Raw genomic sequence first — 25,769 nt, 5'->3', positions numbered from 1 at the left:
CCTTCTTAAACAGTAATTAACTGTTGAAATAGTGGATAGTTACCACAAATATTTTTAGTCGTTTCTTTTGCTTGTTTAAGAACTTCAAGATTACCTTTATTCTTCAGAACAGCAGCGATTACTTTACCGATCTTCTCCATATCATCCTGCTTCATTCCGCGAGTTGTTAAAGCAGCAGTTCCCATACGGATTCCACTTGTGACAAATGGGCTTGCAGGGTCAAAAGGAATCGTGTTTTTGTTAACAGTAATTCCTGCTTCTTCTAACAATTTCTCTGCTTCTTTTCCTGTTAAGTTCCACGGGCGAACATCTAAAAGAACAATGTGATTGTCTGTACCTCCAGAGACAAGGGTTGCTCCTTCTTCCTTTAACGTATCCGCAAGTGCTGCTGCATTATCAATGATTTGTTTCGCATAATCCCTAAAGCTTGGTTGTAAAGCCTCATTGAAAGCAACTGCTTTAGCTGCAATGATGTGCATAAGGGGCCCGCCTTGAATTCCTGGGAACACAGATTTATTAATCGCTTTAATAATCCCTTCATCGTTTGATAAAACGATACCGCCTCGAGGTCCTCTCAACGTTTTATGCGTGGTGCTTGTCACAACATCTGCGTATGGAACTGGCGATGGATGAAGACCAGCAGCAACGAGTCCTGCAATATGCGCCATGTCCACCATGAATTTTGCACCCACTTGATCTGCAATTTGTCTAAAGCGTGCAAAATCAATTGTTCTTGGGTAAGCACTTGCCCCTGCAATAATCAATTTTGGCTGTTCTTTTTTCGCGATTTCCTCCAGCTCATCATAATCAATCAAATGAGTGTCTTCTTTGACGCCATAAGACACAACCTCAAACCATTTTCCTGAAACACTAACAGGACTTCCATGCGTTAAATGTCCACCTTGTGAAAGGTTCATTCCCATGATTTTATCGCCAGGCTGAAGAAGTGCGAAAAAAACAGCAAAGTTAGCTTGTGCACCTGAGTGAGGTTGAACGTTTGCATATTTAGCACCAAACAGCTTTGTTAAACGATCAATTGCTGCTTGTTCTGCCACATCGACAAATTCACATCCGCCATAGTAACGCTTTCCTGGATAGCCTTCTGCATATTTATTGGTCATCACGCTTCCCATTGCTTCTAGGACATCTTGGCTAACGAAGTTTTCCGATGCAATCAACTCCAATGTTTGATGCTGACGATCCTGCTCCTTTTTAATCGCTTCAAAAATGGTTTGATCATTCTGTTGTAAACTCATGATAACTCCTCCTTGAAATATTTTTCAGGCTCCCCTTTATGCTTCAAATATCTGCTTTTTTGCACGCAAAAAAGGACAGAAGAAGGGGAAGCATGTAGCTTCATATTCCCTTCTCTGTCCTTTTTACCTGAGAGTTTAGTTCTGTTACGAACATTCCCCTTTGGTGGCATAACTTTAATGCGCTCTCCAGAGTTGCGTCCCGCTGTGGTTCCATCTACCTGAGAGATTAATTCCAAGGGTTTTTTTTGGAACTTGCTCCTTCGGTGGCGTGTAAAAATTGCACTCTCCCACAACCGTCATCCGCTCTATTTTTTTATTATTTTCAGAATAATTGTTACTGGAAGCCAAGTCAAGCTTTTTTTGAAAACGGTATCAAAAATGGATCCTAAGACATTTTTGAGTTAGGTATTAATTTTCTGCTATCTTTTCCTGATTGACTTGATCTGCATAGTTTGCCTTCATATTCCGCATCTTATAGATGGCAATTAGTAAAATAAACCAAACTGGAGTTACAAACAAGGCCACGCGAGTATCTTCTGCAAGTGCAAGCACAACCAGAACAAATGCTAGAAAAGCTAGGATCAAGTAATTAGAAAATGGATAAAACGGCAATTTAAATTTGTTTATTTTTGCTAGATCTGGTCTTGTTTTTCGGTATTTCAAATGGCTGATAATTGTAATACCCCAAATAAAGATGAAACATACGGTAGAAATACTTGTTATTAGGGTAAATACTCCTTCTGGCATAACATAGTTCAACACAACGGCAATTAAAATGACCACAGTTGAAAAGAGCAATGCATTTGAAGGTACTTTACGGGAAGTAAGTTTTGTAAATGGTACAGGTGCATTTTTATCTCTGGCAAGTGAGTATACCATCCGGCTTGTACTGAAGATGGCACTGTTACATGCCGAAGCCGCGGACGTTAGAACGACAAAATTGACAATACCAGCAGCTGCAGCGATTCCAACCGCCACGAAGACTTGAACAAATGGGCTTTTCGCAGGATTTATCGCGTTCCATGGATAAATACTCATGATGACAATAAGGGCTCCAACGTAGAAAATCAAAACTCGAATAGGAATATTATTGATGGCCTTTGGAATTACTTTTTCTGGGTTTTCTGTTTCACCTGCTGTAAGTCCTACCAGTTCAATGCCAACAAACGCAAACACAACCATCTGGAATGAAAGAATAAACCCATTTATGCCATTTGGAAACCAGCCGTCATGGCTCCATAAGTTCGTGAAACTGGATGCTCCTGCATTGGTGGAAAAGCCTTTAATAATCATGAACACACCGATGACAATGAGTGCCAGTATCGCGATAACTTTTATTAATGCGAACCAGAATTCCATTTCGCCGAAAAGCTTGACAGTAGCGAGGTTCATACCTAGCAAGATGACAAGCGCAATTAATCCTGGCATCCACTGTGGTACAGAGGGAAACCAATATTGAGTATAAAGACCAACTGCTGTTAAGTCTGCCATTGCAATAGATATCCAGCAAAACCAGTAGGTCCATCCCGTGATAAAAGCTGCCATATTACCTAAATAGTCTCTTACAAAGTCAACAAAAGAATGATAGTTCAAATTGGTTAAGAGCAGTTCCCCAAGTGCCCGCATGATCAAAAAGCAAATGACACCTGTAATTAAGTAAGCAAATAATATTGATGGACCAGCTAAATGTATAGATTTTCCGGCACCTAGAAATAATCCTGTTCCGATTGCTCCTCCAATAGCGATTAGTTGTACGTGCCTATTTTTTAGGCCTCTATCCAATTTCTGTTCCTGCATATGAATTCCCACCCTCTACTTTTTTATTTTGAAAAAGGTCAGTCCCATCCGATTAAAATTATTTCTCCTCCTTATTTTAAAAATGAGTTAATTCCTTAATCAGTAGAAAAAAGTTATAAAAAAGCCATTTAAGAAGTGTTTTTGATGGTCTTCACTTTATATGGCTATTGCTAATGTAGGGTTTAGTAGTGATTAATAATTATTTTGTTAATTTTTGCAACAAAAAAAGGACAGAAGAAGGCAATGTTTCACCTTCTCTGTCCTTTTACCTGAAAGTTTGTTTCGCATATAAGCGAATCCCCTTTGGTGGCATATCCAGAAATATGCACTCTCCAGAGCTACGTCATGTAGTGGTTCTTTTTACCTGAGAGATTAATTCCAAGGATTTTATGGAACTTGCTCCGTCGGCGGCGACATTCGTCACTCTCTCCCAATACAATCAATCGTAAAATATTAAATTATCTAAAAATTGAAAGCGTATTCACAATGCTATATTCTCATAGACATATTCCTTTGTCAATCAAATAATAAATAAAATTTAGAATTTTCCTTTTTTTAATAACAAAAAATAGCCCTAACAAAAAGTAGGGCCTGAATGAATATTTTTATTGGCGTTAAGTTAAAAGAAATCAAAAAATGACGATTTTATCGCTGGAATCTTTTTTTCGAAAAGATCTATCTCAGTCTTGGAACCTTTCAAATATCCCATTTCAAAAAGTTCCATCGGTCTCTTGTACCCGAATAGAATCGCTGAAAGGGAGTTAATATTTAATTGAATCCCTTTTTTGGGAGGATGAACACACTGACTTCCCGTTTTATCTTTAAACACCCTGATTTCTCCCTTTCCTAGCAGATAACTCCCATTATTCCATGGTGCATGTGTATCTTCAAGATGGAGGAACAGTGACTCATTTTCTTGTATAAACGGAAATTTCAGTAAACATGCTTCAGCGTCGACAACCCTTGCCATAAAATAGGGAGCTAACTCATTTTTCACCTTTGGCTGCGGCAGAAAATAAGGAAATGGATCGTGAGTTGCAAGAGTCATAGTAACTGTTTCAACCATGGAGTCATGCTGGCAGATAAAATTCCATAGCCCTTTTCTCGCATCGTGGTCAAGAGCAACCAGCTCCTCCACCTCCATTTTTCTATCCTTCACCTGGTACAGAAGATAGCCCTTTGCCTCGTTCGAGGAATGGTAATAAACAGCAAGCTGTGAATCCTCATTATAAACGTGTTTTTTCCACCAATTTGTATCGCGTTTTAACATTCCAGTATGTTGCGTGGAAAATTGCTGGTAAATCATTTCAATCTCCTCATTATGGGACTCTCTGGAATATCTCTTTATAAAACCTGTCTGCGTTTCAAGGAACTTAAGGTTTGCTTTTTCAAACGTTAATTTCTTCTGTTCACTTAAAACCTCCCATCCATATTTCCGATAAAAAGAGATATCAAATGGGTGTAAAAGCGATACAATCATATTACTATTTCGCATGTGTTTCAAAGATTCGATAATGAGTGCGTTTACATAACCGTTTCGTCTAAACTCTGGGTATGAAGCAACTCCAGCGATTCCACCCATTTTCCATTCGGCATCCTTCATGAAAATGGTGAGTGGCATAATATGCAGTTTCGCAGCCAGATTGTCGTCTTCATCCCATATTCCTAGAATAGTATGATTTTTCAATGATTCTTTTCTAGCCGGTATATCAACTTCCGGGATCTTATATTGAAAAGCATACATTGATAGTTTCATTGCTTCTAAGTATTCATTCTCGGTAATTTCTCTAACCTGCACTAAGTCCAATTCCTTTCTTTTCTCAACGTAAAATATCTATGATATTAATCATAAAACAATGTGCTTATTTTTCCAACAATATTTGGAAATCAAATACGATCTTTACTTCAACTATAAAAATCAATTTCTTCTAAAAAAGCCTCGTTTGCTTATTGGGTTTCCCAATATAACAAACGAGGCGGCCCTAACAATATTAGTTTAAACCTCTCTGGTATGGCTTACCTTTTCTCTAGTTAAAGCATTTTTAAACTGCTCGATTAGAATAGGAACGATTTCAAAGGCATCGCCAACAATTCCATAATGGCAATTCTGAAAAATGGGAGCCTCTTTGTCCTTATTTATGGCAATAATTAACCCGGAGTTTTTCATTCCCACAATATGTTGAATTGCTCCGGAGATTCCAATTGCAAAATATATTTTTGGCGTGACCGTTACACCGGTTTGCCCCACTTGATGAGCATGGTCGATCCAACCCGCTTCTACTACATCTCTGCTGGCACCAACCGCTCCTCCAAGCGTTTCAGCCAATTGGTGGATGATCTGAAATCCTTCGAAGCTCCCTAATCCTTTCCCACCTGCAACAATAATGTCCGCTTCGTCGATTCGTACTTTCTTTACTGTTTCCTTTACAATTTCCAAGACCTTTGTCCGAATATCTTCTTCCTTTAGGGGTATAGTTTCTTCAACAATCTTGCCGCTTCTCCCCGGCTCCGGGTCCAGTGCCTTCATGACTTTTGCGCGTACTGTCGCCATTTGCGGCCGGTATTTTTTACATAAAATAGTCGCCATTATATTTCCGCCAAAAGCCGGTCTGCTCGCCAGTAGTAAACCTGTTTCCTCTTCCACATCAAGTTCCGTTGTATCCGCTGTCAAACCTGTCGGAAGATCGGTGGCAACAGCACTTGCCAGGTCTTTTCCTGTTGAGGTGGCACCGTAGAGAATAATTTCTGGTTTATATTTGTCAGCACACTCCAGCAGCGCCTTCATGAAAGTTTCAGTCCGATAATGTTTAAAGATAGGTTGATCATATACATACACAGTATCGGCTCCATATTCAAAAACGGTCTTTGTTAATTGTTTAACATTTTCCCCGATTAGAATACCGGCCAATTCCACTCCCCGCTTGTCTGCCAACTTCCTACCGGCACCCAGTAGTTCTAGGGATACGGAAGCAACTACACCATCCTTTTGTTCAATAAATACCCAAACACCTTTGTAATCTTTGAAATCCAATTACACTCCCTCCTTTGTTTCAAACAACTCTTTCTTTTCTAGCAGGACAGAGAGCAATTGCTCAACTTGTGCGGAGGGGCTACCTTCAAGGAACGTGCCCCCTGCCGGTTTCTGCGGAGCCCATACTTTGGAAACAATCGTTGGAGATCCCTTCAATCCAAGCTGTTTAATATCTACCTCTTCCAAGTCATCGACAGACCAGATGTGAGGATTATATCTGGCTGCTTTCAGCATGTTTGGCAGCGGAGAATAGGGTACTTCATTAATTGTTTTTTCAACAGAAAACAGACATGGCAATGTGGACCTTACGACTTCATAACCTTCCTCAAACTTGCGATGAACAATAGCATATCCTTCCTCTTGATTGACTTCCGTTACTTTATTCACAGACGTAAGGGGTGGAATATCGAGACGTCGAGCAATTCCGGGTCCGACTTGCCCGGTATCTCCATCAATGGACATTTTCCCGCAAATGATTAAATCAACGGGTTTCGTTTTTGCAATTTTTTCAATCGCCTTTGTTACGGCATAGCTCGTTGCCAATGTATCCGCACCTGCAAACCGGCGGTCCGTGATTAAATATCCCTCATCGGCACCTATCTCAATACACTTTTTAATAGCGGTAACCGCTGGAGGCGGCCCCATTGTTACAACAGATACGATTCCTCCATACCTATTCTTTAGACGAACCGCCTCTTCAACAGCATGAGCATCATACGGATTCAAGATCGCGGGCGCTGTCCTGCGGTCCATCGTGTTTGTTTTTGGATTCATCTTAATAATTTTGGTGTCAGGCACTTGCTTGATACAGGCTACAATATGCAGCATTTAACCCCCCCCTTTATTAAAAACACTTAGTTACATTTGTTAAAATAATATAAAACTAGCCGGCTGTTCTCTGGTTAAGAAGCCTTTTTACTCCCGTTACATTTACTTTATTAGAAGAGATGTCCATACATTCGAACTTTCTAACAATATCTATGTAAATGTTGCAAATGACAGAAGTTTTGAACTTCTTGTTTGTTAGCCAAATATAGAATAAAAAAACACGACTCTTATTAATTTTGAGTCATGTTTTTCATCTGGCGCTTTTCCTTAATACAAATCACGCCTATCACACCAATCATAGAGAAGATAACTGGAGTAATGAAACCGTAGTAGTATCCATTACCTACACTACCTGAAGCTGTCAGAAAATGATCCAAAATATATCCAAAAATGCTTGGCAGCAATACCGCACTTAGAAATCCGCCTGTATTCGCAAACCCCGATACAATGCCGGATTCTATCATCGGAAAAGATTGGCGAACGACAGCAAAAGTTAAGGCACTTGCCCCGTAACCAAAGCCAATGATAAAGAAAAGCAGAACGAGCATGGAAAAGGGTGGATTCCCCTTAAATAAAAGAAAGAAGGACCAACTCAATAAAATCATAGTATGAACAATAACATAAGGTCGTTTAATTGTGTCTAATCGACTTGAAATCCAACTAGTTAGAGGAGCACCAATAAGTGCTCCAATCAGTCCAATCATAATAAGTTGACTTGCATCTGAACGAGTCATTCCATAGACATCCATCCCATAAGGCACTGCCCACGAACCGATAAATCCCACATATGCACCTACAATCCCAAAGTGACAAAAAAATAAAGCCCACGCTTGTCGATTCGAGAATATTCTTCGTAGTATCGTAAACGTTTTTTCACGTGGTATCACTTCTTTAACAGCGGCCGATTTGGTAAGAAAGATTTGTTTTGGTTTTTTTATAAGAACAAAATAAAGAAGGATTCCACAAAGACATAAAAGGAGTCCTGCTGAAAAAAATGCCCCCCTCCAACCAAGTAAGTTAATTAATATGGAGAACGGGACTGTTGCAAAAAGAAAACCTAGACTTCCCGTCATTCCCGCCAAACCAATTAATCGAACAAATTCCTTTACTTTAAACCATTGGCCCAAAATTAACACCATATTTACCCAAATGGTCGCATCCCCCGTCCCCGTCAGTATTCTGGCCAAAAAAAGGACAATTTCATCGGTACCAAGACTATACATGATTGTACCTATGCCAGTAAGTATGGCACCTATCACGAGGAAAAAATTGGGTCCAAACCGATCTGCCAAAATACCCATTGGGATTTGCAATCCTGTGTATACAAAAAATTGTATACTTGTAAGTAAACCAATCGTTGTAGCAGTTACATTAAAATCCTTCATCACTTGTTCTGTAATCAACCCCGGTGCAGTTCGTTGGCTCGCCATCAATAAATAAGTAAACATGACAGAAGCAAATACAATCCATCTAAATCTGCTATTTTGTTTGTCCAATGATTTCTACTCCTATTTTCTTTTACTCCTATTTATATGGATTTTCTTTATCGGTAGATGTGGAAAATTACCTTAAAATCTAATAAATGTTTCAAAATTCCATTTATTAAATATTATTTGTATGATATTATTTTTAAAAAAAGAAGGGGTTAACATATGGAATCCACATTCTCACCACCAAAAACAACATCTAAGACAAAAGTCATTGTCATCAATGCATTATTCATTGCCCTAACTCTTTTAGCTACGATGTTCATTAACATTAAGCTCCCAATTATGGGTAACGGCGGGCTTATTCATCTGGGCAACGTTCCACTTTTTATTGCTGCCCTGGTTTACGGCAAGAAAACAGGAGCCATAGCTGGAGCTTTCGGTATGGGGTTCTTCGATCTAATCTCAGGCTGGGCTATTTGGTCCCCATTCACATTTATCATCGTAGGTGCTATGGGCTTTGTAGTCGGACTTATTTCCGAAAAAGTACCTGGCAATAAAATGTTTGTTCACACTCTAGCAATTGCCACCGCATTAATAATTAAGGTTGTTGGCTATTATTTTGCAGAAGTGATCCTTTATAGTAATTGGATACAGCCATTCGGCTCCATCCCTGGTAACATCATGCAGGTCGTAATAGCAGGTATCATTGTAGTACCTTTAGCAGAACGCTTAAAGAGTAGAGCCTTTAGATAACTAAATATAAAGTGCAGAGTCTATTTTTTAGTTTATTCACGGAGAGAGGATATTTCCTCTCTTTTTTTAATAGGTTTACGGAAATCCATTTCATCTTACACCTTTGTCCCCCCTCCCCTATCTTCAAAAATGTAAACTCTCTCATAATTACCTATCTAATTGAATAGGATTAATGGTGACATGAAATTTTACACCCCTTTTTCAGATTCCTTTTGGTTTTATTCATCCATTATTTTTTACTATTATTAAAAGTCCAATGTTTTTAGTAGTATAGATTAACTTTCTATTACAATATTAAAGGAGGGCAACTCAATGAGCGAGTTTGTTTCAGCATTTCATGGGATTCCAACCACATGCATTTCTGACACAATGCAAGGATTAAATAACATGGATCCATTAATTAAACCATTAAAAGAGGAATACAGGATAGCAGGTCGTGCCTATACTGTAAAAATGCCTGTTGGTGATAATCAATGCGTGTTACGTGCGATTCGTGAAGCCAAGCCAGGAGATATTCTCGTAGTGGATGCCAAAGGTGATAGCTATCGTACCATTGCAGGGGATTTTATCCTTGGACTTGCACAAACATTAGGAATTGCAGGGATCGTAACCGATGGGGTTATTCGTGACATCCTTGGTGTAAAAAAGCTTAATTTTCCAGTCTTCTGCAAAGGTACGACTGTTGCATCAAGTGCTAAGGGTGGTTGGGGAGAAGTAAACGTGCCGATTTCTTGCGGGGGAACCTCAGTAAGCCCCGGAGATATCATTGTAGCGGATGCTGATGGGGTTGTAGTCGTTCCGAAAGCTATTGAGGAAAAAGTATTAAGGAAAGCAAAAGAAAAGCTAGTTAAAGATCAAGAACGGGATGAGAAAGTTTCCGGAAAACCAATTGAAGTAATCCGCTATTTAGATAGTATGTTGAAATAAATAGATACCAAAAGAAGGGAAACGCGATAGTGACGTTTCTCTTCTCTTTTTTTCATTTTATTAGAAAAGAGAAAAGTACTTTAATGGGCTGCAATCTAGGATGATCACTCTATAATAAAATCCTTTTTTTTCCATATAAAAATTTCTTATAGATAAGTATAATTTTTATCAATTTTTATTATTCTGAAAATTATATTATTATCATCCGTATAGTAACTTATATTTTTTTAATAAAGTCGCAATACAAATAATGATTAATAAATGGGAGAGAAAAAAATTTATGTCAATTTTACATGAAGAAGCATTAAGGATACATAAGGAAAAGCAAGGAAAACTTGGCGTTATGTCAAAGGTCCCCTTGCGTGATGCAAAGGATTTAAGCCTTGCTTATTCTCCTGGGGTTGCTGAGCCGTGTATGGAAATTTATAAAGATGAAAACAAAGTGTATGACTATACAATAAAAGGAAACCTCGTTGCTGTTGTCTCCAATGGCACAGCTGTATTAGGGCTTGGAAATATTGGACCTAAAGCCGCTATGCCAGTCATGGAGGGGAAAGCCTTATTATTCAAATCATTTGCAGATGTTGATGCATTCCCAATTTGCTTAGATACATCAGATCCAGACAAGATTGTCGAGGTCGTTAAATTATTAGAGCCGACTTTTGGTGGTGTGAATTTGGAAGATATTGCTGCACCGCAATGCTTCGAAATCGAAGACAGATTGAGAAAAATTTGTAATATTCCAATTTTCCATGATGATCAGCATGGCACAGCCATTGTAACCGCTGCAGGGTTAATTAATGCGTTGAAACTCGTTGACAAAAAATTAGAAGATATTCGTGTTGTTGCAAACGGCGCAGGTGCTGCAGGGGTAGCGATCGTTAAGCTACTGCTTAATATGGGTGTAAAAGATGTTATTTTATGTGATACAAAAGGAATCATTTATGAAGGTCGTCCAGATGGGATGAATCGTTTTAAGGAGGAACTGGCACGCATCACTAATAAAGAACAAAAGCAAGGTACACTGGCAGATGCTCTTGTTGGGGCGGATGTATTTGTTGGAGTATCAGCAGCTGGTGCTGTTACAAAAGAAATGGTTTGTTCCATGAATCGTGATTCTATTATATTTGCAATGGCAAATCCGATTCCGGAAATCATGCCGGAAGAAGCAAAGGAAGCTGGAGCATTTGTTGTCGGGACAGGCCGTTCGGACTTTCCAAATCAAGTCAATAACGTATTAGCATTCCCTGGCATTTTCCGCGGTGCTTTAGACGTTAGTGCAAAAGAAATCAACGAAGAAATGAAACTAGCAGCTGTTTATGCGATTGCTGGGTTAATTGAGGATGAAGAGCTTACCCCGGATTATGTTATTCCTGATCCATTTGATCCTAGAGTAGCTGCACATGTTGCCGCTGCAGTAGCTAAGGCTGCAATGGAAACAGGAGTTTCACAAAGGACTATTAATATAAACGAGATCGAAGAACGTTTATTGGTATTAAAGGACTAACCTGTCATAGCCTAAATTCTAAATTGCAATATATAAAAACAATATAATTAAGGAGAGAGGACACCAATGTCCCCTCTCCTTATTTTTTCTCTCCCCATTTATCAAACCTTGATTTTTTATATGCAAAAAAACTGGGGCAGTGTTCCTGCCCCATGTCATAATTATTGTCAATCCATATAGCGATGTTCTCTCAGATTATTCAAAATAGAGATTTCCTGTAATAATTTCTCTCCAATATTTGTTTCTCTTACCTTTTTTCTCTTTAATTCTTTATCTACCAATCTTTTTATTGATAAAACATCAGTACCGTTTAGCAGGACGTCTTCTTTTGAATTAAAATGCTTATGTGCGACGAGCTGCATACCATAGGAATTATAGAGTAATGTATATCCAGCAATACCTGTTGTTGATTGATAAGCTTTAGAGAAACCGCCATCGATGACAATCATCTTACCATTTGCTTTAATTGGATTTTCTCCCTCAATTTCTTTCACTGGTGTATGTCCATTTATAATATGCCCCTGGTCAGGATTCAGATCAAATTCAGTTAGAATTCTGCGGCAAAAATCTTCATTTTCACGTAAATGATAGTATGGATTCTTCCCCTCTCTATGAGTGGACTTATCCTTAATAAAGTACCTCTCAAAAGTTGTCATTTCTTTTTTTCCAAAGAGTGAGGAATATTCTCCTGTCCATAAATACCAGACCATATCTGTCGCAAGATCATCTGTCTCTTCAGGATGTGCAAAAGAATGGCGCAAATAATGTTCAAAAACATCCAGTAAATCACGACCTGAATAGGTTTTATTTTCAATCACCATTTTTCCCATATTCCCTTCTTCATCAAGAGGAATACAACCATGTATTAATAGGTTCCCATTATATTTTAAATACAGACTCCCTTTCTTCATTAAGAAATTCATATGTCTAGCAAGCTTTTCTGAATGCTGGATAGAAAATAATAATTTTTCCATAACCTGCTTTTCTTCTTCTAATAATTGATCAGGCTGCTCCGGATTTATGGTTGCAAAGCAAGTATTTTCTAGAGGGTAGGTCCTCCCGTTAATCGTTATTTCGCTCTTGTCATAATCAATTTTCTCAAGCAATAGCCTTTCTGACATATTAAAATTCGGGCGTCTCTTTATAATAGGCATTTCGAGTTTAAACTGAATCATCGCAATTGCTTGATGAATTTTCGTTATTTGTAATTTTTCATGGTCCGATAATTTCTTTTCCGAATGTAGCTTAGGCCTGAAAGCTGGACTGTCCTCGTAGTATTTCTCCGCAAGATTCAGCAGGGGCCTAAGATTGATTCCATATACATCTTCAATAATATCCAAATTGTCGTATCTCGCACAGATCCGTATGATATTAGCGAGACAAACCATTGAACCAGCAAATGCACCCAGCCATAGTACATCATGGTTTCCCCATTGAATATCAACGGAATGATAATTGATCAAAGTATCCATGATTTTATCAGGTTCAGGTCCACGATCATAAATATCCCCCACTACATGAAGATGATCGACAACTAATCTCTGTGTGGTATAGGCAAGCCCTGTTATGAGTTTATCTGCCTGACCTAAGGAGATAATCTGTTGGACTATTTCCGTATAATATTGTTCTTTATTTGTAGATTGATATGTTTTGTATAGCAGCTCTTCTATAATAAACACAAACTGACTCGGTAATGCTTTTCTTAATTTCGAACGTGTATATTTAGAGGATGCATGAGAAATAAGCCTTATCATCCGCTCAATGATTACAATGTACCATTGGTTTAATTCTTCTTCATTACTAAAATGATTTTTAATTATTTGTAATTTTTCTTCAGGATAATAAACTAATGCCGCAAATTCATTTATTTCTTTTTCAAATAAAACATCTTGAAACAAGTCCCTGATTTTCTCTTTTACATTCCCTGAACCATTTCTTAACACATGTTGAAAAGCCTGATATTCCCCATGTAAATCACTGACAAAATGTTCTGTTCCCTTTGGTAAATTAAGAATGGCTTCCAGATTAATAATTTCAGTTACTACTTTTTCTTCACAATCATATTTTTGGACAAGTAAGTCTAGGTACTTTGAGTTCAAAATTATGTATCCCCTTTCAAAATTCATCATTTATTTTCTATGTATTCGATTGAGATATATTATTTATATTATCAGATAAACTTAAATTATAGTTAAATTACCATTAAGAATCTCTATGTCAACTAGATTTTTTAACAATTACCAAAAAAAAAAGGTTTGGGCCTTTAGCACATTGGGGTGCAAGAAACCCAAACCTCTTATAAACTTAATAATCTGGCAGTCTTCAAAAATGGTGACCTTGCAATGCTACAGAGACACAATTAAAGTCAACGATATCATATTCTAAGTAATTCGAATTCTACCAACTCTTCTATTTCGATTAGGATGTTTATTACTCATTGCTCCTTGAGATTTAGGAATACCTGGAAGTGATATGAGGCCAGCCTTAAACAGGGTATACCCGATAAATGTAGCATAGATCGTGCTTCCGATCAGAAACCAGATAAGTCTTCTGCCAACATCGCGTAACATATTTTCACCTCTTTAACCTCTAATTGGTGATAAATATGATGAAATCATCTTTTTTATGTCGTCTTATTCAACTCTGCCATCCTTATTCACTTCCGAGAATTCCAGGAAATTACTTAAACTTAATAATTAGGATGAGGGAGGAGACTTTTACTTTTCCCCACCAAATCGAAGCTTCAATAAAAAACCATACATAAACAGGGAAACCATAATACCCATCATTTAAAAAAAGTAGTGGAACATCGTCCCGCTACTTCATATTTTAAAAATCCATATCTATAATCTCTTTAATTGTCCCTGTAACTCGATCACTTTCGAGCAATTGACCTTCTTTCAAATCGTTCACTTCATTAGCTTGTTCCACAACGGCCGTTGTGTTACTTGGATTTGCAGGATCAACTGGACGAACAATAAGTTCACTTTTAAGTCTATTAATTTCATTTAATAACTCGCTGCGAAGGGATTTTAACAACGTTTGGAATTGATCCTTATCTAACTTTTGCTCACCAAGTTTTGTTACAAAATCCTGTAACTCGTTTGTTTGAACGGACCCGACCCCAGTTCTGCCAACATCGAAACGGGAGGCAAATTCTTGTTTAAGTTGGTTGATCTTAGCTAAAAACTCTTCACGAAGTGTATCTATTGTCTCTTCTTTTTCAAATTTATTCATATCCTTCTCAACAAGCTTTGTTAGATAATCCTCCAGTTCATTTGCTTGGGCTTTTTGCTCAAGAAATGAATACACTTTTGGAGAGATTTTCGAAGTTTTTAATGTCAACCCTACATGTTCGTTTTTACTTACTGACTCCATCTTCATTAATCTGAACACATCCGTTTGGAGATTAGCAGCCGTTAAAAAAAAGTTTGAGAGAGCGTAAAATGGTGCAAACATCTGTGCACCCAGATGGGAATCCCTATTGTTTACTCCGGAAGCGGACTTATCACCAAGAAGATGATCTTTGTTGCTCATACGTTCTTCTCCCCTTCTTATGCGAAAACAGCGTTTGTTTCATGCCTGCTTAGAATTTCTAGTCCATACAAATTTAACTTTCTTGAATCAGGTAGGAATAGATGATTTTGCTCTCTAATTTCGACGCCATACCTTGTATCAATCGATTCCTCGATGAAGCGTTTAAGAATCCCTGCGATTCCACCTATATAAACATATTTATAAACTTTATCTTTAGGAGATGGGAAAGTGTTTTCAATTTTCGTTAATAATATTTGCGTGTACTCTCTTAATGACTCATGGATTTGCTCTGTAAGATCAACTTTTTTACCACTATTTCCATCCTGTTGCTCCATTTTTGTTTTCTCGATTGTTTTAATAATGAATTCTTCTAGCGAGCGAACATCCTCAAAGTACTCGAGTAACTTTTCACTTCTCAGTTTATCGATATGTTTTAGATACGAAATATCAGCAAAGCAGTTCAATGAATCCCTGCTCTTAGGAGCTTGAAGTCCTGCTTGAAGTAAAGCAAGATCAACAGTCCCTCCCCCTAAATCGACAATTAGGGTTTCATAATTATTAAATGAATTGGCTTCCTCACGATCTTGCAAATCAAAATCTTTTTTAATTGCCCAACGAGCAACTTCGCTTTCAATCCGGCATTTGCTAGTTTCGACGTGAATGGAAATAACTCTTTCAAATCCTGGAGTTAAAATCGCTACTTGGTGCTCCCCTTCAAATCGGCCGGCCATTTTATTTTGCATATCGCTGAACTTGTTCGTTTTCTTAAGTAACCAAATTGGAAGCATGGTTGAAAAATAATTAATGTTCACTCTATTATCTTCTTGACCATTCCCTTTTAATACATTGTAATAGGCCACTGAAGCCAGGAACATCACGTAAGGAATCTCAGATTCTGTTTTATCATGAAGCTTGTTGATATGAATATTTCCTAACACCTGCTTTTCCGCTGAATCGCCCACCAGATAATATTTCTCTACACCGTCTATCTTAGTTGAAATGAGCATATTTTGAAGAAGGTATTGGGGATCATTAAAAGTAGACGGATAGTGGCCGTCTGCCTTTTCCTTCGTTATTTCTACGACATTTGTAGGAACCTCAAAATAATAACCATCTACAAGGGTTTGAAAGATAGAATTACCAAAATCGACATTTTGACGTTTTATATCCATTATTTCTCCTCTTTTCATGCTTTTTCCTGATATTAAGTATATATTCTTCTCTTCAATTTGTCTAAATATGTTAATAGTTTTTTAGATTTTGAAAATTTAATATGGATGCGTTTGTGATGGTTTTAATCTCTTGCCTTGAATAAATATAAAAAAGACTGCAGGTGCGGAAACACCATACAGTCTTAGACAATTAACATTCCTTCATACAAGCAAGACTATTTTAAACCCATTGAATTGAGCCGAACTCACCATGTGGATGGTTTTGTAATTTAAATTTCCTATACTCATATTCTAATTTCGATAATGGAAATTTATAAAGCTGTTGATCATCTTTATTATATACGTTTAAAAAAATTAGTTTATTGATAAGTTTGTTCCGCTTTTTTTCATCATTTTTTCCCATCATAAACACTCCTTCTGTATTCAAGAAACTTCCCTTGCTTACATCAACTTTAAATTCAGTCTGGTTAAATTTTTTATTAGATTAATAATATTATAAACCCAATAATTCCTATCTGTAAAGTATGAATTAAAAAAATAATGAAGGCACTATCATCTTGACAGTACCTAGGGTATTTCCATTTATTTGAGGCAGGGGTCAATTTGTAAATTGGTTGGCTTAAACTAAAGTCAAATGATTTCAATATCGAATTCCATGTATTTATTTAAATTATGACTTAATGGACCGTCTTCCGTAATTAAGTAATCAAGTTCTGAAACGGGACCAACCAAGTAATTGGAAATCGTATTAAGTTTACTTCTTGTAACCAGGGTTGCGATCTTATTTGAACTTTTAATCATCTGACGTTTAGCATAAGACTCTTCTATATGAGGAATGCTGATACCAAAGTCAGGGTGCAAGGAATACACTCCTAAAAAACAGAGATCGGCTCTAATATTTTTAAGCACTTCAATAACATCTAATCCTACAGTCACAAAAGATTCTTTAAAAAAGGTTCCTCCTAAAAGGATGATATCAATATTTGGATGTTTGGATAATGCCAAACTAATTGAGGGACTATTCGTAATAACGGTCCCCTTAAACTCCATTGGAATTTCTTGAGCCAGAAAAAGATTGGTTGTACTTCCATCAATTAAAAGAACTTGTCCATCTTTAATAATTTTCACTGCTTTTAAGGCTAATTCTTTTTTTGCATCTATATTTTCTTCCGTTCTTTCAGAAAATGTTAAAGCGCTCGCAGATGCAGGAAATGCCCCGCCGTGTACTCTCTTGAGAAGACCTAATGAATCCATTTCCCTTAAATCTCGTCTAATTGTGTCCTCGGATACATCCCATTTCATGCTTAATTCTTTAGCAACGACTTTCCCTTCTTTTTCAAGTATTTGTAAAATCATGCTTTGTCGTTCTTTTCTCAGCATAACAATGATCAGCCTCCGTGTTTTTGCATGTTTTTTCTTATATTATATTATTTTTTCTTGAATTCACAAATTTTTTTTTAAAAACAGGCAAAGTTATTCTTGTTTTTTCTTGTTTTTAAAGATAGAATATTCACGAATAAGAAAAAACTTGCGTTAAAATGCAAAAGCAAGAAATTCTTTGAGGCAAGTAAACAAACCAATTATTTAAAATCATATGAATAAAGAGGAGGAAAAATGATGAATAATAGTCTCGAAACACTAGCTGTAAATACGATTCGCACCTTATCCATTGACGCGATCAATAGTGCTAATTCTGGTCATCCAGGCCTGCCTATGGGGGCTGCTCCAATGGCCTATGCACTTTGGGCGAATCATCTAAATCATAATTCTGCAAATGCAAAATGGTTTAATCGAGATCGTTTTATTCTTTCTGCCGGACACGGCTCTAGCTTGTTGTATAGTTTGCTTCATTTAGCTGGGTACAATGTATCTTTAGAAGATTTAAAAAGTTTTAGAAAGCTTAATAGCAAAACACCTGGTCATCCCGAATTTGGTCACACAGATGGTGTTGAAGCAACAACTGGGCCTTTAGGGCAAGGGATTGCAAATGCAGTAGGAATGGCGATGGCTGAAGCGCATTTAGCTGCAAAATTCAATCAAGATGGATATCCTGTCATTGACCATTATACATATGCTTTAGTGGGCGATGGAGATTTAATGGAAGGCGTCTCTTATGAGGCCATGTCAATGGCTGGCCATATGAAACTAGGAAAATTAATTGCCTTATATGACTCCAATGATATTTCTTTGGACGGTGAATTAAACCTTTCCTTTTCAGAAGACATTCAAAAGAGAACAGAATCGGCTCATTGGCAATATTTACGAGTAGAAGATGGCAATGATGTAGCAGAAATCTCAAAAGCTATTACATTAGCTAAACAAAATTTAAACCAACCAACCTTGATCGAAATTAGAACTACGATTGGTTTTGGAAGTCCCAAAGTGGCAGGATCAAACAAGGCACATGGAAATCCACTTGGAGCAGAAGAAGCTCGTGCAACAAAAGAAGTATATGGCTGGCACTATGAAGAGGATTTCTTTGTACCAGAAGAGGTTAAAGCCCATTTTGAAGAGCTAAAACAAAGAGGAATGGGTCAAGAAGAACAATGGAATGCATTATTCCAGTCTTATCAAGAGACATATCCTGAATTAGCAAAAGAACTGCAACAAGCCATCACGGGAGATGTTTTAATCAATGCAGAAGACATCCTGACATTTGAAACAGGTAAAACCATCTCCACTCGTGTAGCCAGCGGAGAAGCTATTAACCATTTTGTCAAATCAGTTCCTTCTATTTTTGGAGGAAGTGCAGATCTTTCTCATTCCACAATGACAGATATAAAGGAAAACGCAGCATTCGCGGTAGAATCATTTAGCGGACGGAATATCTATTTTGGTGTCCGAGAACACGCAATGGGAGCGGCTGGCAATGGTTTGGCTCTTCATGGCGGAGTAAAGCCATTTGTAAGCACATTCTTTGTTTTCAATGATTATCTCAGACCATCCATACGTCTGGCAGCCTTGCAAAAGCTTCCAGTCACTTATGTATTTACTCATGATTCGATTGCGGTTGGTGAGGATGGTCCAACTCATGAGCCAGTTGAGCAGCTAGCTTCTCTTCGTGCCATCCCAGGGCTAACCGTGATTCGCCCATCCGATGCGAACGAAACAGCAAGTGCTTGGGCATATGCACTAAAACAAACAGACGGTCCTGTTGCAATGGTCCTGAGTCGTCAAAACCTCCCTGTGCTCCAAGAAACACAAGCGGGTTTAGACAACCTTTCAAAGGGAGCTTACGTATTAACGCAAACAAATGACCAACCAGAGGTTATCTTGATCGCAACTGGTTCGGAAGTGTCATTAGCCATTAACGCGAAAGCTGAACTTGAAAAAGAAAATGTATCAGTTCGTGTTGTCGCTATGCCAAGCTGGGAACTATTTGATCGTCAACCGAAAGAGTATAAAGAGCTTGTCCTCCCTGCTTCTATCAAAAAGCGTGTGGCACTCGAAATGGGTATCTCTCTTGGCTGGGAACGCTATGTAGGATTAGAGGGGAAAGTATTATCTATTGAAACTTTCGGTGCTTCAGGAACAGGCGCTGCTGTCATGGAGCTATTTGGATTTACGACTGAGAATGTTGTTCAAACTGCAAAAAGTCTACTATAATCTTAAAATGGAGGAAATATACGATGAAATTATTTATTGATACTGCTAATCTTGTTGATATTAAAAAGGCATATAAAATTGGTGTTTTATCAGGTGTTACAACTAATCCTTCCCTAGTTGCAAAAGAAGGTGTAAAATTCGAAGACCGGATTGCTGAAATCTGCCAGGCAGTTCCACAGGTTGAATCTGTTTCCGCTGAAGTAACTCCAGATGCCGTTACAGCTGAAGAAATGATTGCTCAAGCTGAGGAACTTATTAAAATTAACGGCGGAGATGAGAAAGTTACAATCAAGCTTCCTATGACTTTAGACGGTTTAGAGGCTTGCCGTTATCTTGCCGATAAAGGTGTTAAAACAAATGTCACACTTATCTTTACAGTTAACCAAGCACTATTAGCTGCTCGTGCAGGTGCAACTTATGTATCTCCATTTTTAGGCCGCTTAGATGATATTTCCGAAGACGGCGTACAATTAGTAACAAAAATAGCTGAACTGTTCCGCATTCATAATTTCGACTCACAAATTATTGCCGCATCTGTTCGTCACCCGGATCATGTTACTCGTGTAGCAATGGCAGGTGCACATATTGCAACGATTCCGTTTTCAGTCATTGAGCAAATTTCAAAACATCCACTTACTAATCAAGGGATGGAAAAATTTGCTGCAGATTGGGAAAATACTCTTAAAAACTAAGTTATAGAAAAAACGACAGGTTAATGGCCTGTCGTTTTTTTAATTCTATTTTGTAATTTAAGATTTTCAATTGCAGCTCTTATAAATTGCAAGTCCCATAGTATAATGGAAGCAATCTCTGTGGATTTGAACGAAAAAAATGAAAAACCCGAATAACGGACTTTATTGATAATGTCCATTATTCGGGTTATAGTTTAAAATTGAAGTGAGTTTTTTTTATGGGACTCAATTATTAATTAAGACATTTAACTTCAAAAAATTACCCAAATATCATGTTCAGTGCTAATACCCCCAGTAGTCCATAAATAGCAACAAGGGTATACATGAAACACACAGTTTTAACTGTTTGTCCAACAGTCAAGTTTAAATATTCCTTTGACATCCAGAAGGATACATCACTAGGCGGCGCCCAAGCTATGGAAGCACTTCCAATTGCTAATACCATCAATTCAGGACTAACACCAGTTGACTGGACAATTGGCAGCATAATTCCTGCCGTGGTTAAAACTGTTACAGTTGCAGACCCAACGGCGATACGAATAATAGCAGCAACAATCCATGCTAATAAAAATGGTGAGATATCCCATCCACTGGTAAAATCGGCAATGTATTTTGCCATTCCACTATCAAGAATGACCTGTTTAAATGCACCGCCACCGCCGAGAATGAAAATGATTCCTCCCATAGAGATCAGTGCTTCCTCTACAGTTTTCATTAGTTGAGGCATCGTTTTTCTTTTTTTATGCAATCCAAATACGTATACGGCGATAAGGAGCGCGATCAGCAAAGCCATATCCGCATTTCCGATAAAGGTTAAAATTTTCCTAATGACAGATGTTTCAGGTAATGAAAATTCTGCAATAACCCCAATTAAAATCAAAAGAACTGGTGACAAAGTGGTAAAAAGCGATGTCGCAAAGGATGGGACTTCATCCAAATTAAATTCTTTCTTTGAAACTAAATGCATCGGAATTTCGACATCCCAATTTTTATATAACTTCGTAAATAGCGGTCCAAAAATAACTGCAGCTGGAATTGCTAGAATCAAGCCATACCCCAGAACGACCCCTAAATTTGCTCCTAAAGCAGCTGAGATAGCAGTTGGTCCTGGATGTGGAGGTAAGAAGACATGTGTGATCGATATTGCGGCTAGAAACGGAATTCCCACTTTCAACAGCTTTACTTTTGCTTCAATCGCAACTGTATATACAATTGGAATGATGAGAATGTAACTAACTTCATAGAATAAGATGATTCCCATAAGGAATGATGCAATACAAATGGCCCAGTCCACTCTTTTTTCGCCAAAAACATTAATTAGAGTCGTTGCGATTCTGTTGGCTCCTCCACCCTCAGATATTATTTTCCCGAAAATGGCACCCAACCCAATAATGATGGCCAAATGTCCGAGTGTACCGCCTAGTCCCGTTTCAATGGATTTGATAATTGCTAATGGTTCCATTCCGATGATTAGTCCTACAGAAATAGCCGAAAACATTAGAGACAAAAAAGCATTTAGTTTAAAAACTATGACTAAAATAAATAAGATTACGATCCCTAAAGCCAATGCTACTAGTGGCATATAAACACTCCATTCGCTAATTAATTAAAGTTTTTCATCTCAACTTCCTTGCTTAAAATTTAGTCTTGCATGGAAAACCTGGGTAAAATTTAATATAAAATAAAAATATAATTCACAAATATTAAATCTTTTTCAAACTATTCGTCTTAATAGTGATTCATTATACTCCAACCAGTTCTGACGTAATCTTAAATTGTGCTTCTGTTTTTTCTTTTACTTCATCTAAGGTAACACCCTCCATTGTTTCAACAAGGATCATTCCTTCATCGGTAAAATCAAAAACCGCAAGATCTGTAATTAATCGATGGACGACTCTTTTACCTGTCAGTGGTAACGTACATTCACGCTTAATTTTTGATTCCCCATGTTTATTTACGTGTTCCATCACGACGATGACCCGTTTTGCTCCATTAACAAGGTCCATCGCTCCTCCCATACCCTTTACCATTTTTCCAGGTATCATCCAGTTCGCCAAATCTCCATTTTCAGCTACTTCCATACCACCTAAAATAGCTAGATCGATATGACCTCCGCGAATCATGGCAAATGACATGGCGCTATCAAAGAATGAAGAACCCGGTACACAAGTAACTGTTTCTTTTCCGGCGTTAATAAGATCTGGATCTTCATTTCCCTCGACTGGAAAAGGACCAATCCCAAGCAATCCATTTTCTGACTGTAAAAAGACGTTAAAATCCGATGGAATCTCATTTGCGATGAGCGTAGGCATACCAATCCCTAGATTAACATTCATGCCATCCTCAATTTCCTTTACAGCACGTTTTATAATCGTCATACGTGTATCTATCATCTCGATTTACTCCTTTATCGCGCAGCCACTACAGTCCGGCGCTCGATTCGTTTTTGATAATCGGTACCCACAAGTAAACGCTGTACAAAAATTCCCGGTGTATGAATTTCATCCGGATCCAGTTCACCCAGCTCAACAATTTCCTCCACTTCTGCGATCGTGATTTTCCCTGCCATCGCGGCAAGTGGATTAAAATTTCGAGATGTTTTCCTGAAAACCAGATTTCCATATGGATCGGCTTTCCACGCTTTTACAAGTGCAAAATCCCCTTGAATCCCCTCTTCAAGTAAGTAGGTTTTTCCGTTAAACACTTTCGTTTCTTTTCCTTCAGCAATTGGTGTCCCAACTCCCGTGGCAGTATAAAATCCTGGTATACCTGCACCACCAGCACGAATCCGTTCTGCAAGGGTTCCTTGTGGGGTCAATTCAACTTCCAATTCTCCACTTAAAAATTGTTGTTCAAAAATTTTATTTTCCCCTACATAGGAAGACACCATTTTTTTTATTTGACGATTTGCCAGCAAAAGGCCGAGACCCCAGTCATCGACTCCGCAATTGTTGCTGACAACTGTCAAATCTTTTGTCCCTTGCTCTACGAGCGCCTGAATCGTTAACTCTGGAATTCCACATAGGCCGAATCCTCCGACGATTAAGGTTGAACCGTCTTTAATATCCTTAACTGCTTCTTGAAACGAATTCATCAATTTTGTATTTTTCATAGAAATCACATCCTTAAGTTTTCACTATCCTTGCAGCATAATAGTTTATTAATTTGGCACTTTTTCATTGTTTGACGACTTGTCGATATAAAATTCAGATGCTTTAAGTTGATGGATCAGTTTTTCAGCAAACCGTTTCTTAACCTCAGATAGTTCATCTTTTTTATAATCGAAAAATCCTTCTCCTGATTTCATGCCTAATTTTCCTTCAGCTACTTTTTGTCTTAGCATCTCATTGGCATGTTGAGAATTATCCATAACCTTCAACAAGTTATCACCAACAGTACACCATATATCCAGACCACCTAGATCAGCAATCTCTAATTGTCCCGTTGTCGCATATCTGAATGCTGGACCAAACTTTAGTGCTTTATCAATATCCTCTGGGGTTGCGGCACCCATTTCAATGAGAGAGAAAACCTCCCGTGCAATGCCTTGTTGAATTCTGTTAGCAATAAGTCCTGGTATGTCCTGCAAAACTTTAACTGTTTGCTTTTTTATGGACTGATATAATTCTTCAACTTCCTTAAAAAGATGATCAGGCATATTCCCAAAATACGATAGTTCTACAAGGGGCATTAAGTGTCCTGGATTATACCAATGATTTACAATCATTTGCTCTTTTCGTTTTGCACTGATCAGTTCCATCATACCGGTTAAAGGTAAGCTCGATGTATTACTGGCAAATATCGTATGGGATGGACAATATTCATCCAATTGCTTAAAAAGATTCTGTTTAAGCTCTAAAATCTCTGGGACCGCTTCAATGACGTAATTGCGATCTGCAACCGCTTTCTTTAAATCTGTTAATAAAGTGATCCGCTCGATTGTTAACCCCACTGACTGTGACTCGATAAGGTTTGCTTGAACTAACATTTCTAGTTCTTCTTCAATTTCTTTTAAAGCATCCTTTAATCTATTTTCGTCCGTATCGTACAGATTAACATCATATCCGTACATTGCGAAAGCTTCAGCTATCCCATGCCCCATGGTACCTGCACCTAAAACAGCAATTTTTTTAATCATGGGCTATTACCTTACTTAATACACTTGGATCAAAATGTTTGATATTACAAGTGAACTCCGGAGCACATCCTTTATTCTCGGATTCTTTTACTAATTTGACAACGAGATCATTGTAAGGGGTTTTTATGCCAGCTTCCCTTCCCTTTTTACAAACGAAACCGTTGATATAGTCAATTTCTGACTTTCTATTCTTCTCCAAATCTTGCAGCATGCTCGCTTTTGTATTGCTGTGTGGGCCCCATACTTCTTGATAAAAATCCATTTTATTTGGTATATCATTTTCGTCTTGGAGTTCAAGAAATTCCATATCTTTTCCTTGCATCACTTCTAATTTAATTCCGTGTGCTCGTGCAACCTTGATAGTTTCATCCGCAATATGGGCTAAACTGAACATCGCCATTTCACTGGATAGAACTTCACCAAATTTACAGCCTAATGCAGCGGACATGCCACTAAATGTTGCATTCATTAATAGTTTTGACCATTTTATTCCCATGATGTTATCTGAGATATGGCAATGACCAACTAAATCCAATACCGATTTTACCTCCTTGAGACGAGGAGTCATCGATCCATCCAGTTCACCTATATCAAATGCGTAATTTTTTACAGTATGTGCTTCAGTGGCGAGTTCCGAAACACCCGGCTCTATCCATGTAGCCCCAAATCCAACTACGCCCCCAATGGTTCTTTCACGTCCGATATAGGAAGAAACAAAATCCTCAGGTATACCATTTTGCAGCGTACAAACGATACTATCAGGATGAAGATGAGGCTGTAATTGTTCTAAAGAGGTTTGGTTATATACCTGTTTCGTCAGTAAAAATACCAAATCATACTTCCCAGTCATTTCATTGGGCAACAATGCTTTTACAGGGACACAAAGGTCCATAAAACCAGTAATTTTTGCACCAGAATGATTGAGTGCCTCTACGTGTTCCTTATTGATATCAATTAAATCTACTTCTTTTCCCCCTGCAGTAATCAAGGCCCCTATTATAGTCCCTAAAGAACCCGCACCCATTATGGCAATTCTCATATGTATTCCTCCTCTTTTGAAGTGATTGATAGGTTAGTAAGTTCTCAACCTTCCAG

General features: G+C 37.9%; 22 protein-coding genes and 2 riboswitches. Of the genes, 5 read left to right on the top strand and 17 right to left on the bottom strand.

What is annotated here, in order from left to right; all coding sequences use genetic code 11:
• Window positions 1-5: 5 nt before the first annotated feature.
• The 6 genes from glyA to ACE198_RS15405 form a co-directional block, all read right to left on the bottom strand.
• The gene (gene glyA / locus ACE198_RS15430; protein WP_375376145.1) at window positions 6-1,256 is read right to left on the bottom strand and encodes a serine hydroxymethyltransferase; all 1,251 of its coding nucleotides are present in this window, start codon (window positions 1,254-1,256) and stop codon (window positions 6-8) included.
• A 104-nt stretch (window positions 1,257-1,360) separates the two neighbouring features.
• Window positions 1,361-1,456, bottom strand: a riboswitch (glycine riboswitch).
• 208 nt (window positions 1,457-1,664) lie between these two features.
• Window positions 1,665-3,053: an amino acid permease gene (locus ACE198_RS15425; protein ID WP_375376144.1), complete on the bottom strand. Its 1,389-nt coding sequence runs from the start codon at window positions 3,051-3,053 to the stop codon at window positions 1,665-1,667.
• Between the two features lie 341 nt (window positions 3,054-3,394).
• A riboswitch (glycine riboswitch) is annotated at window positions 3,395-3,496 on the bottom strand.
• Window positions 3,497-3,672: 176 nt separating this feature from the next.
• Entirely contained in the window at window positions 3,673-4,851 is a 1,179-nt protein-coding gene (locus ACE198_RS15420; protein WP_375376143.1) for a GNAT family N-acetyltransferase, read from the bottom strand.
• Between the two features lie 198 nt (window positions 4,852-5,049).
• A complete protein-coding gene (locus tag ACE198_RS15415; protein WP_375376142.1) occupies window positions 5,050-6,084 on the bottom strand; it encodes an electron transfer flavoprotein subunit alpha/FixB family protein in 1,035 nt (344 codons plus the stop codon).
• Entirely contained in the window at window positions 6,085-6,912 is an 828-nt protein-coding gene (locus ACE198_RS15410; protein WP_375376141.1) for an electron transfer flavoprotein subunit beta/FixA family protein, read from the bottom strand.
• 230 nt (window positions 6,913-7,142) lie between these two features.
• Window positions 7,143-8,408 carry an MFS transporter gene (locus tag ACE198_RS15405; protein ID WP_375376140.1) on the bottom strand — a complete coding sequence of 422 codons (1,266 nt, stop codon included), beginning with the start codon at window positions 8,406-8,408 and terminating at the stop codon, window positions 7,143-7,145.
• Between the two features lie 156 nt (window positions 8,409-8,564).
• On the opposite strand from ACE198_RS15405, the gene ACE198_RS15400 reads away from it, so the two are divergent.
• From ACE198_RS15400 to ystJ, 3 genes are all read left to right on the top strand, one after another.
• On the top strand, window positions 8,565-9,095 hold the full coding sequence (locus tag ACE198_RS15400) for an ECF transporter S component (RefSeq protein ID WP_375376139.1): 531 nt from the start codon (window positions 8,565-8,567) through the stop codon (window positions 9,093-9,095).
• A 312-nt stretch (window positions 9,096-9,407) separates the two neighbouring features.
• Window positions 9,408-10,022 carry an RraA family protein gene (locus tag ACE198_RS15395; protein ID WP_375376138.1) on the top strand — a complete coding sequence of 205 codons (615 nt, stop codon included), beginning with the start codon at window positions 9,408-9,410 and terminating at the stop codon, window positions 10,020-10,022.
• Window positions 10,023-10,302: 280 nt separating this feature from the next.
• Window positions 10,303-11,529, top strand: coding sequence for an NADP-dependent malic enzyme (gene ystJ, locus ACE198_RS15390; RefSeq protein ID WP_375376137.1), 1,227 nt, complete (start codon window positions 10,303-10,305; stop codon window positions 11,527-11,529).
• A 167-nt stretch (window positions 11,530-11,696) separates the two neighbouring features.
• Here ystJ and fbp read toward each other — a convergent pair whose 3' ends face one another.
• From fbp to ACE198_RS15360, 6 genes are all read right to left on the bottom strand, one after another.
• Window positions 11,697-13,628: a fructose-1,6-bisphosphatase gene (fbp, locus tag ACE198_RS15385; protein ID WP_375376136.1), complete on the bottom strand. Its 1,932-nt coding sequence runs from the start codon at window positions 13,626-13,628 to the stop codon at window positions 11,697-11,699.
• 282 nt (window positions 13,629-13,910) lie between these two features.
• The gene (locus tag ACE198_RS15380; RefSeq protein ID WP_375376135.1) at window positions 13,911-14,099 is read right to left on the bottom strand and encodes a hypothetical protein; all 189 of its coding nucleotides are present in this window, start codon (window positions 14,097-14,099) and stop codon (window positions 13,911-13,913) included.
• A gap of 259 nt (window positions 14,100-14,358) precedes the next feature.
• Entirely contained in the window at window positions 14,359-15,066 is a 708-nt protein-coding gene (locus ACE198_RS15375; protein WP_375376134.1) for a hypothetical protein, read from the bottom strand.
• Between the two features lie 17 nt (window positions 15,067-15,083).
• Window positions 15,084-16,238 carry an Alp7A family actin-like protein gene (locus tag ACE198_RS15370; protein ID WP_375376133.1) on the bottom strand — a complete coding sequence of 385 codons (1,155 nt, stop codon included), beginning with the start codon at window positions 16,236-16,238 and terminating at the stop codon, window positions 15,084-15,086.
• A gap of 220 nt (window positions 16,239-16,458) precedes the next feature.
• Window positions 16,459-16,641: a Fur-regulated basic protein FbpA gene (locus ACE198_RS15365; protein WP_375376132.1), complete on the bottom strand. Its 183-nt coding sequence runs from the start codon at window positions 16,639-16,641 to the stop codon at window positions 16,459-16,461.
• A 227-nt stretch (window positions 16,642-16,868) separates the two neighbouring features.
• Window positions 16,869-17,618: a DeoR/GlpR family DNA-binding transcription regulator gene (locus ACE198_RS15360; protein ID WP_375376131.1), complete on the bottom strand. Its 750-nt coding sequence runs from the start codon at window positions 17,616-17,618 to the stop codon at window positions 16,869-16,871.
• 237 nt (window positions 17,619-17,855) lie between these two features.
• Here ACE198_RS15360 and tkt point away from each other — a divergent pair, with 237 nt between their 5' ends.
• Window positions 17,856-19,844: a transketolase gene (gene tkt, locus ACE198_RS15355; protein WP_375376130.1), complete on the top strand. Its 1,989-nt coding sequence runs from the start codon at window positions 17,856-17,858 to the stop codon at window positions 19,842-19,844.
• Window positions 19,845-19,867: 23 nt separating this feature from the next.
• Entirely contained in the window at window positions 19,868-20,536 is a 669-nt protein-coding gene (gene fsa / locus ACE198_RS15350; protein ID WP_375376129.1) for a fructose-6-phosphate aldolase, read from the top strand.
• A gap of 259 nt (window positions 20,537-20,795) precedes the next feature.
• Here fsa and ACE198_RS15345 read toward each other — a convergent pair whose 3' ends face one another.
• The 5 genes from ACE198_RS15345 to ACE198_RS15325 all read right to left on the bottom strand — a co-directional run bounded on the left by ACE198_RS15345 (window position 20,796) and on the right by ACE198_RS15325 (window position 25,713).
• Window positions 20,796-22,139 (bottom strand): gluconate:H+ symporter, encoded by a 1,344-nt coding sequence (locus tag ACE198_RS15345; protein WP_375376198.1) that lies wholly within the window; start codon window positions 22,137-22,139, stop codon window positions 20,796-20,798.
• A 139-nt stretch (window positions 22,140-22,278) separates the two neighbouring features.
• Entirely contained in the window at window positions 22,279-22,929 is a 651-nt protein-coding gene (locus ACE198_RS15340) for a CoA transferase subunit B (protein WP_375376128.1), read from the bottom strand.
• A 14-nt stretch (window positions 22,930-22,943) separates the two neighbouring features.
• A complete protein-coding gene (locus ACE198_RS15335) occupies window positions 22,944-23,648 on the bottom strand; it encodes a CoA transferase subunit A (RefSeq protein WP_375376127.1) in 705 nt (234 codons plus the stop codon).
• A 48-nt stretch (window positions 23,649-23,696) separates the two neighbouring features.
• The gene (locus ACE198_RS15330; protein WP_375376126.1) at window positions 23,697-24,674 is read right to left on the bottom strand and encodes a 3-hydroxyacyl-CoA dehydrogenase family protein; all 978 of its coding nucleotides are present in this window, start codon (window positions 24,672-24,674) and stop codon (window positions 23,697-23,699) included.
• Window positions 24,667-25,713 carry a ketopantoate reductase family protein gene (locus ACE198_RS15325; protein WP_375376125.1) on the bottom strand — a complete coding sequence of 349 codons (1,047 nt, stop codon included), beginning with the start codon at window positions 25,711-25,713 and terminating at the stop codon, window positions 24,667-24,669. Before ACE198_RS15325 ends, ACE198_RS15330 begins: the two co-directional genes overlap by 8 nt.
• Window positions 25,714-25,769 lie beyond the last annotated feature (56 nt).

Origin of the sequence: Neobacillus sp. KR4-4, from assembly GCF_042136325.1 — a bacterium.
Taxonomy (GTDB): domain Bacteria; phylum Bacillota; class Bacilli; order Bacillales; family Cytobacillaceae; genus Neobacillus.
This window is presented reverse-complemented; position numbering and strand designations above follow the sequence as displayed.

What these genes read in the sequence shown, in the direction of transcription:
- glyA (WP_375376145.1), bottom strand. Translation starts at nt 1,256, where the DNA reads ATGAGTTTACAACAGAATGATCAAACCATTTTTGAAGCGATTAAAAAG.
- ACE198_RS15425 (WP_375376144.1), bottom strand. Translation starts at nt 3,053, where the DNA reads ATGCAGGAACAGAAATTGGATAGAGGCCTAAAAAATAGGCACGTACAA.
- ACE198_RS15410 (WP_375376141.1), bottom strand. Translation starts at nt 6,912, where the DNA reads ATGCTGCATATTGTAGCCTGTATCAAGCAAGTGCCTGACACCAAAATT.
- ACE198_RS15400 (WP_375376139.1), top strand. Translation starts at nt 8,565, where the DNA reads ATGGAATCCACATTCTCACCACCAAAAACAACATCTAAGACAAAAGTC.
- ACE198_RS15395 (WP_375376138.1), top strand. Translation starts at nt 9,408, where the DNA reads ATGAGCGAGTTTGTTTCAGCATTTCATGGGATTCCAACCACATGCATT.
- ystJ (WP_375376137.1), top strand. Translation starts at nt 10,303, where the DNA reads ATGTCAATTTTACATGAAGAAGCATTAAGGATACATAAGGAAAAGCAA.
- ACE198_RS15380 (WP_375376135.1), bottom strand. Translation starts at nt 14,099, where the DNA reads ATGTTACGCGATGTTGGCAGAAGACTTATCTGGTTTCTGATCGGAAGC.
- ACE198_RS15375 (WP_375376134.1), bottom strand. Translation starts at nt 15,066, where the DNA reads ATGAGCAACAAAGATCATCTTCTTGGTGATAAGTCCGCTTCCGGAGTA.
- ACE198_RS15370 (WP_375376133.1), bottom strand. Translation starts at nt 16,238, where the DNA reads ATGGATATAAAACGTCAAAATGTCGATTTTGGTAATTCTATCTTTCAA.
- ACE198_RS15365 (WP_375376132.1), bottom strand. Translation starts at nt 16,641, where the DNA reads ATGGGAAAAAATGATGAAAAAAAGCGGAACAAACTTATCAATAAACTA.
- ACE198_RS15360 (WP_375376131.1), bottom strand. Translation starts at nt 17,618, where the DNA reads ATGCTGAGAAAAGAACGACAAAGCATGATTTTACAAATACTTGAAAAA.
- tkt (WP_375376130.1), top strand. Translation starts at nt 17,856, where the DNA reads ATGAATAATAGTCTCGAAACACTAGCTGTAAATACGATTCGCACCTTA.
- fsa (WP_375376129.1), top strand. Translation starts at nt 19,868, where the DNA reads ATGAAATTATTTATTGATACTGCTAATCTTGTTGATATTAAAAAGGCA.
- ACE198_RS15340 (WP_375376128.1), bottom strand. Translation starts at nt 22,929, where the DNA reads ATGATAGATACACGTATGACGATTATAAAACGTGCTGTAAAGGAAATT.
- ACE198_RS15335 (WP_375376127.1), bottom strand. Translation starts at nt 23,648, where the DNA reads ATGAAAAATACAAAATTGATGAATTCGTTTCAAGAAGCAGTTAAGGAT.
- ACE198_RS15330 (WP_375376126.1), bottom strand. Translation starts at nt 24,674, where the DNA reads ATGATTAAAAAAATTGCTGTTTTAGGTGCAGGTACCATGGGGCATGGG.
- ACE198_RS15325 (WP_375376125.1), bottom strand. Translation starts at nt 25,713, where the DNA reads ATGAGAATTGCCATAATGGGTGCGGGTTCTTTAGGGACTATAATAGGG.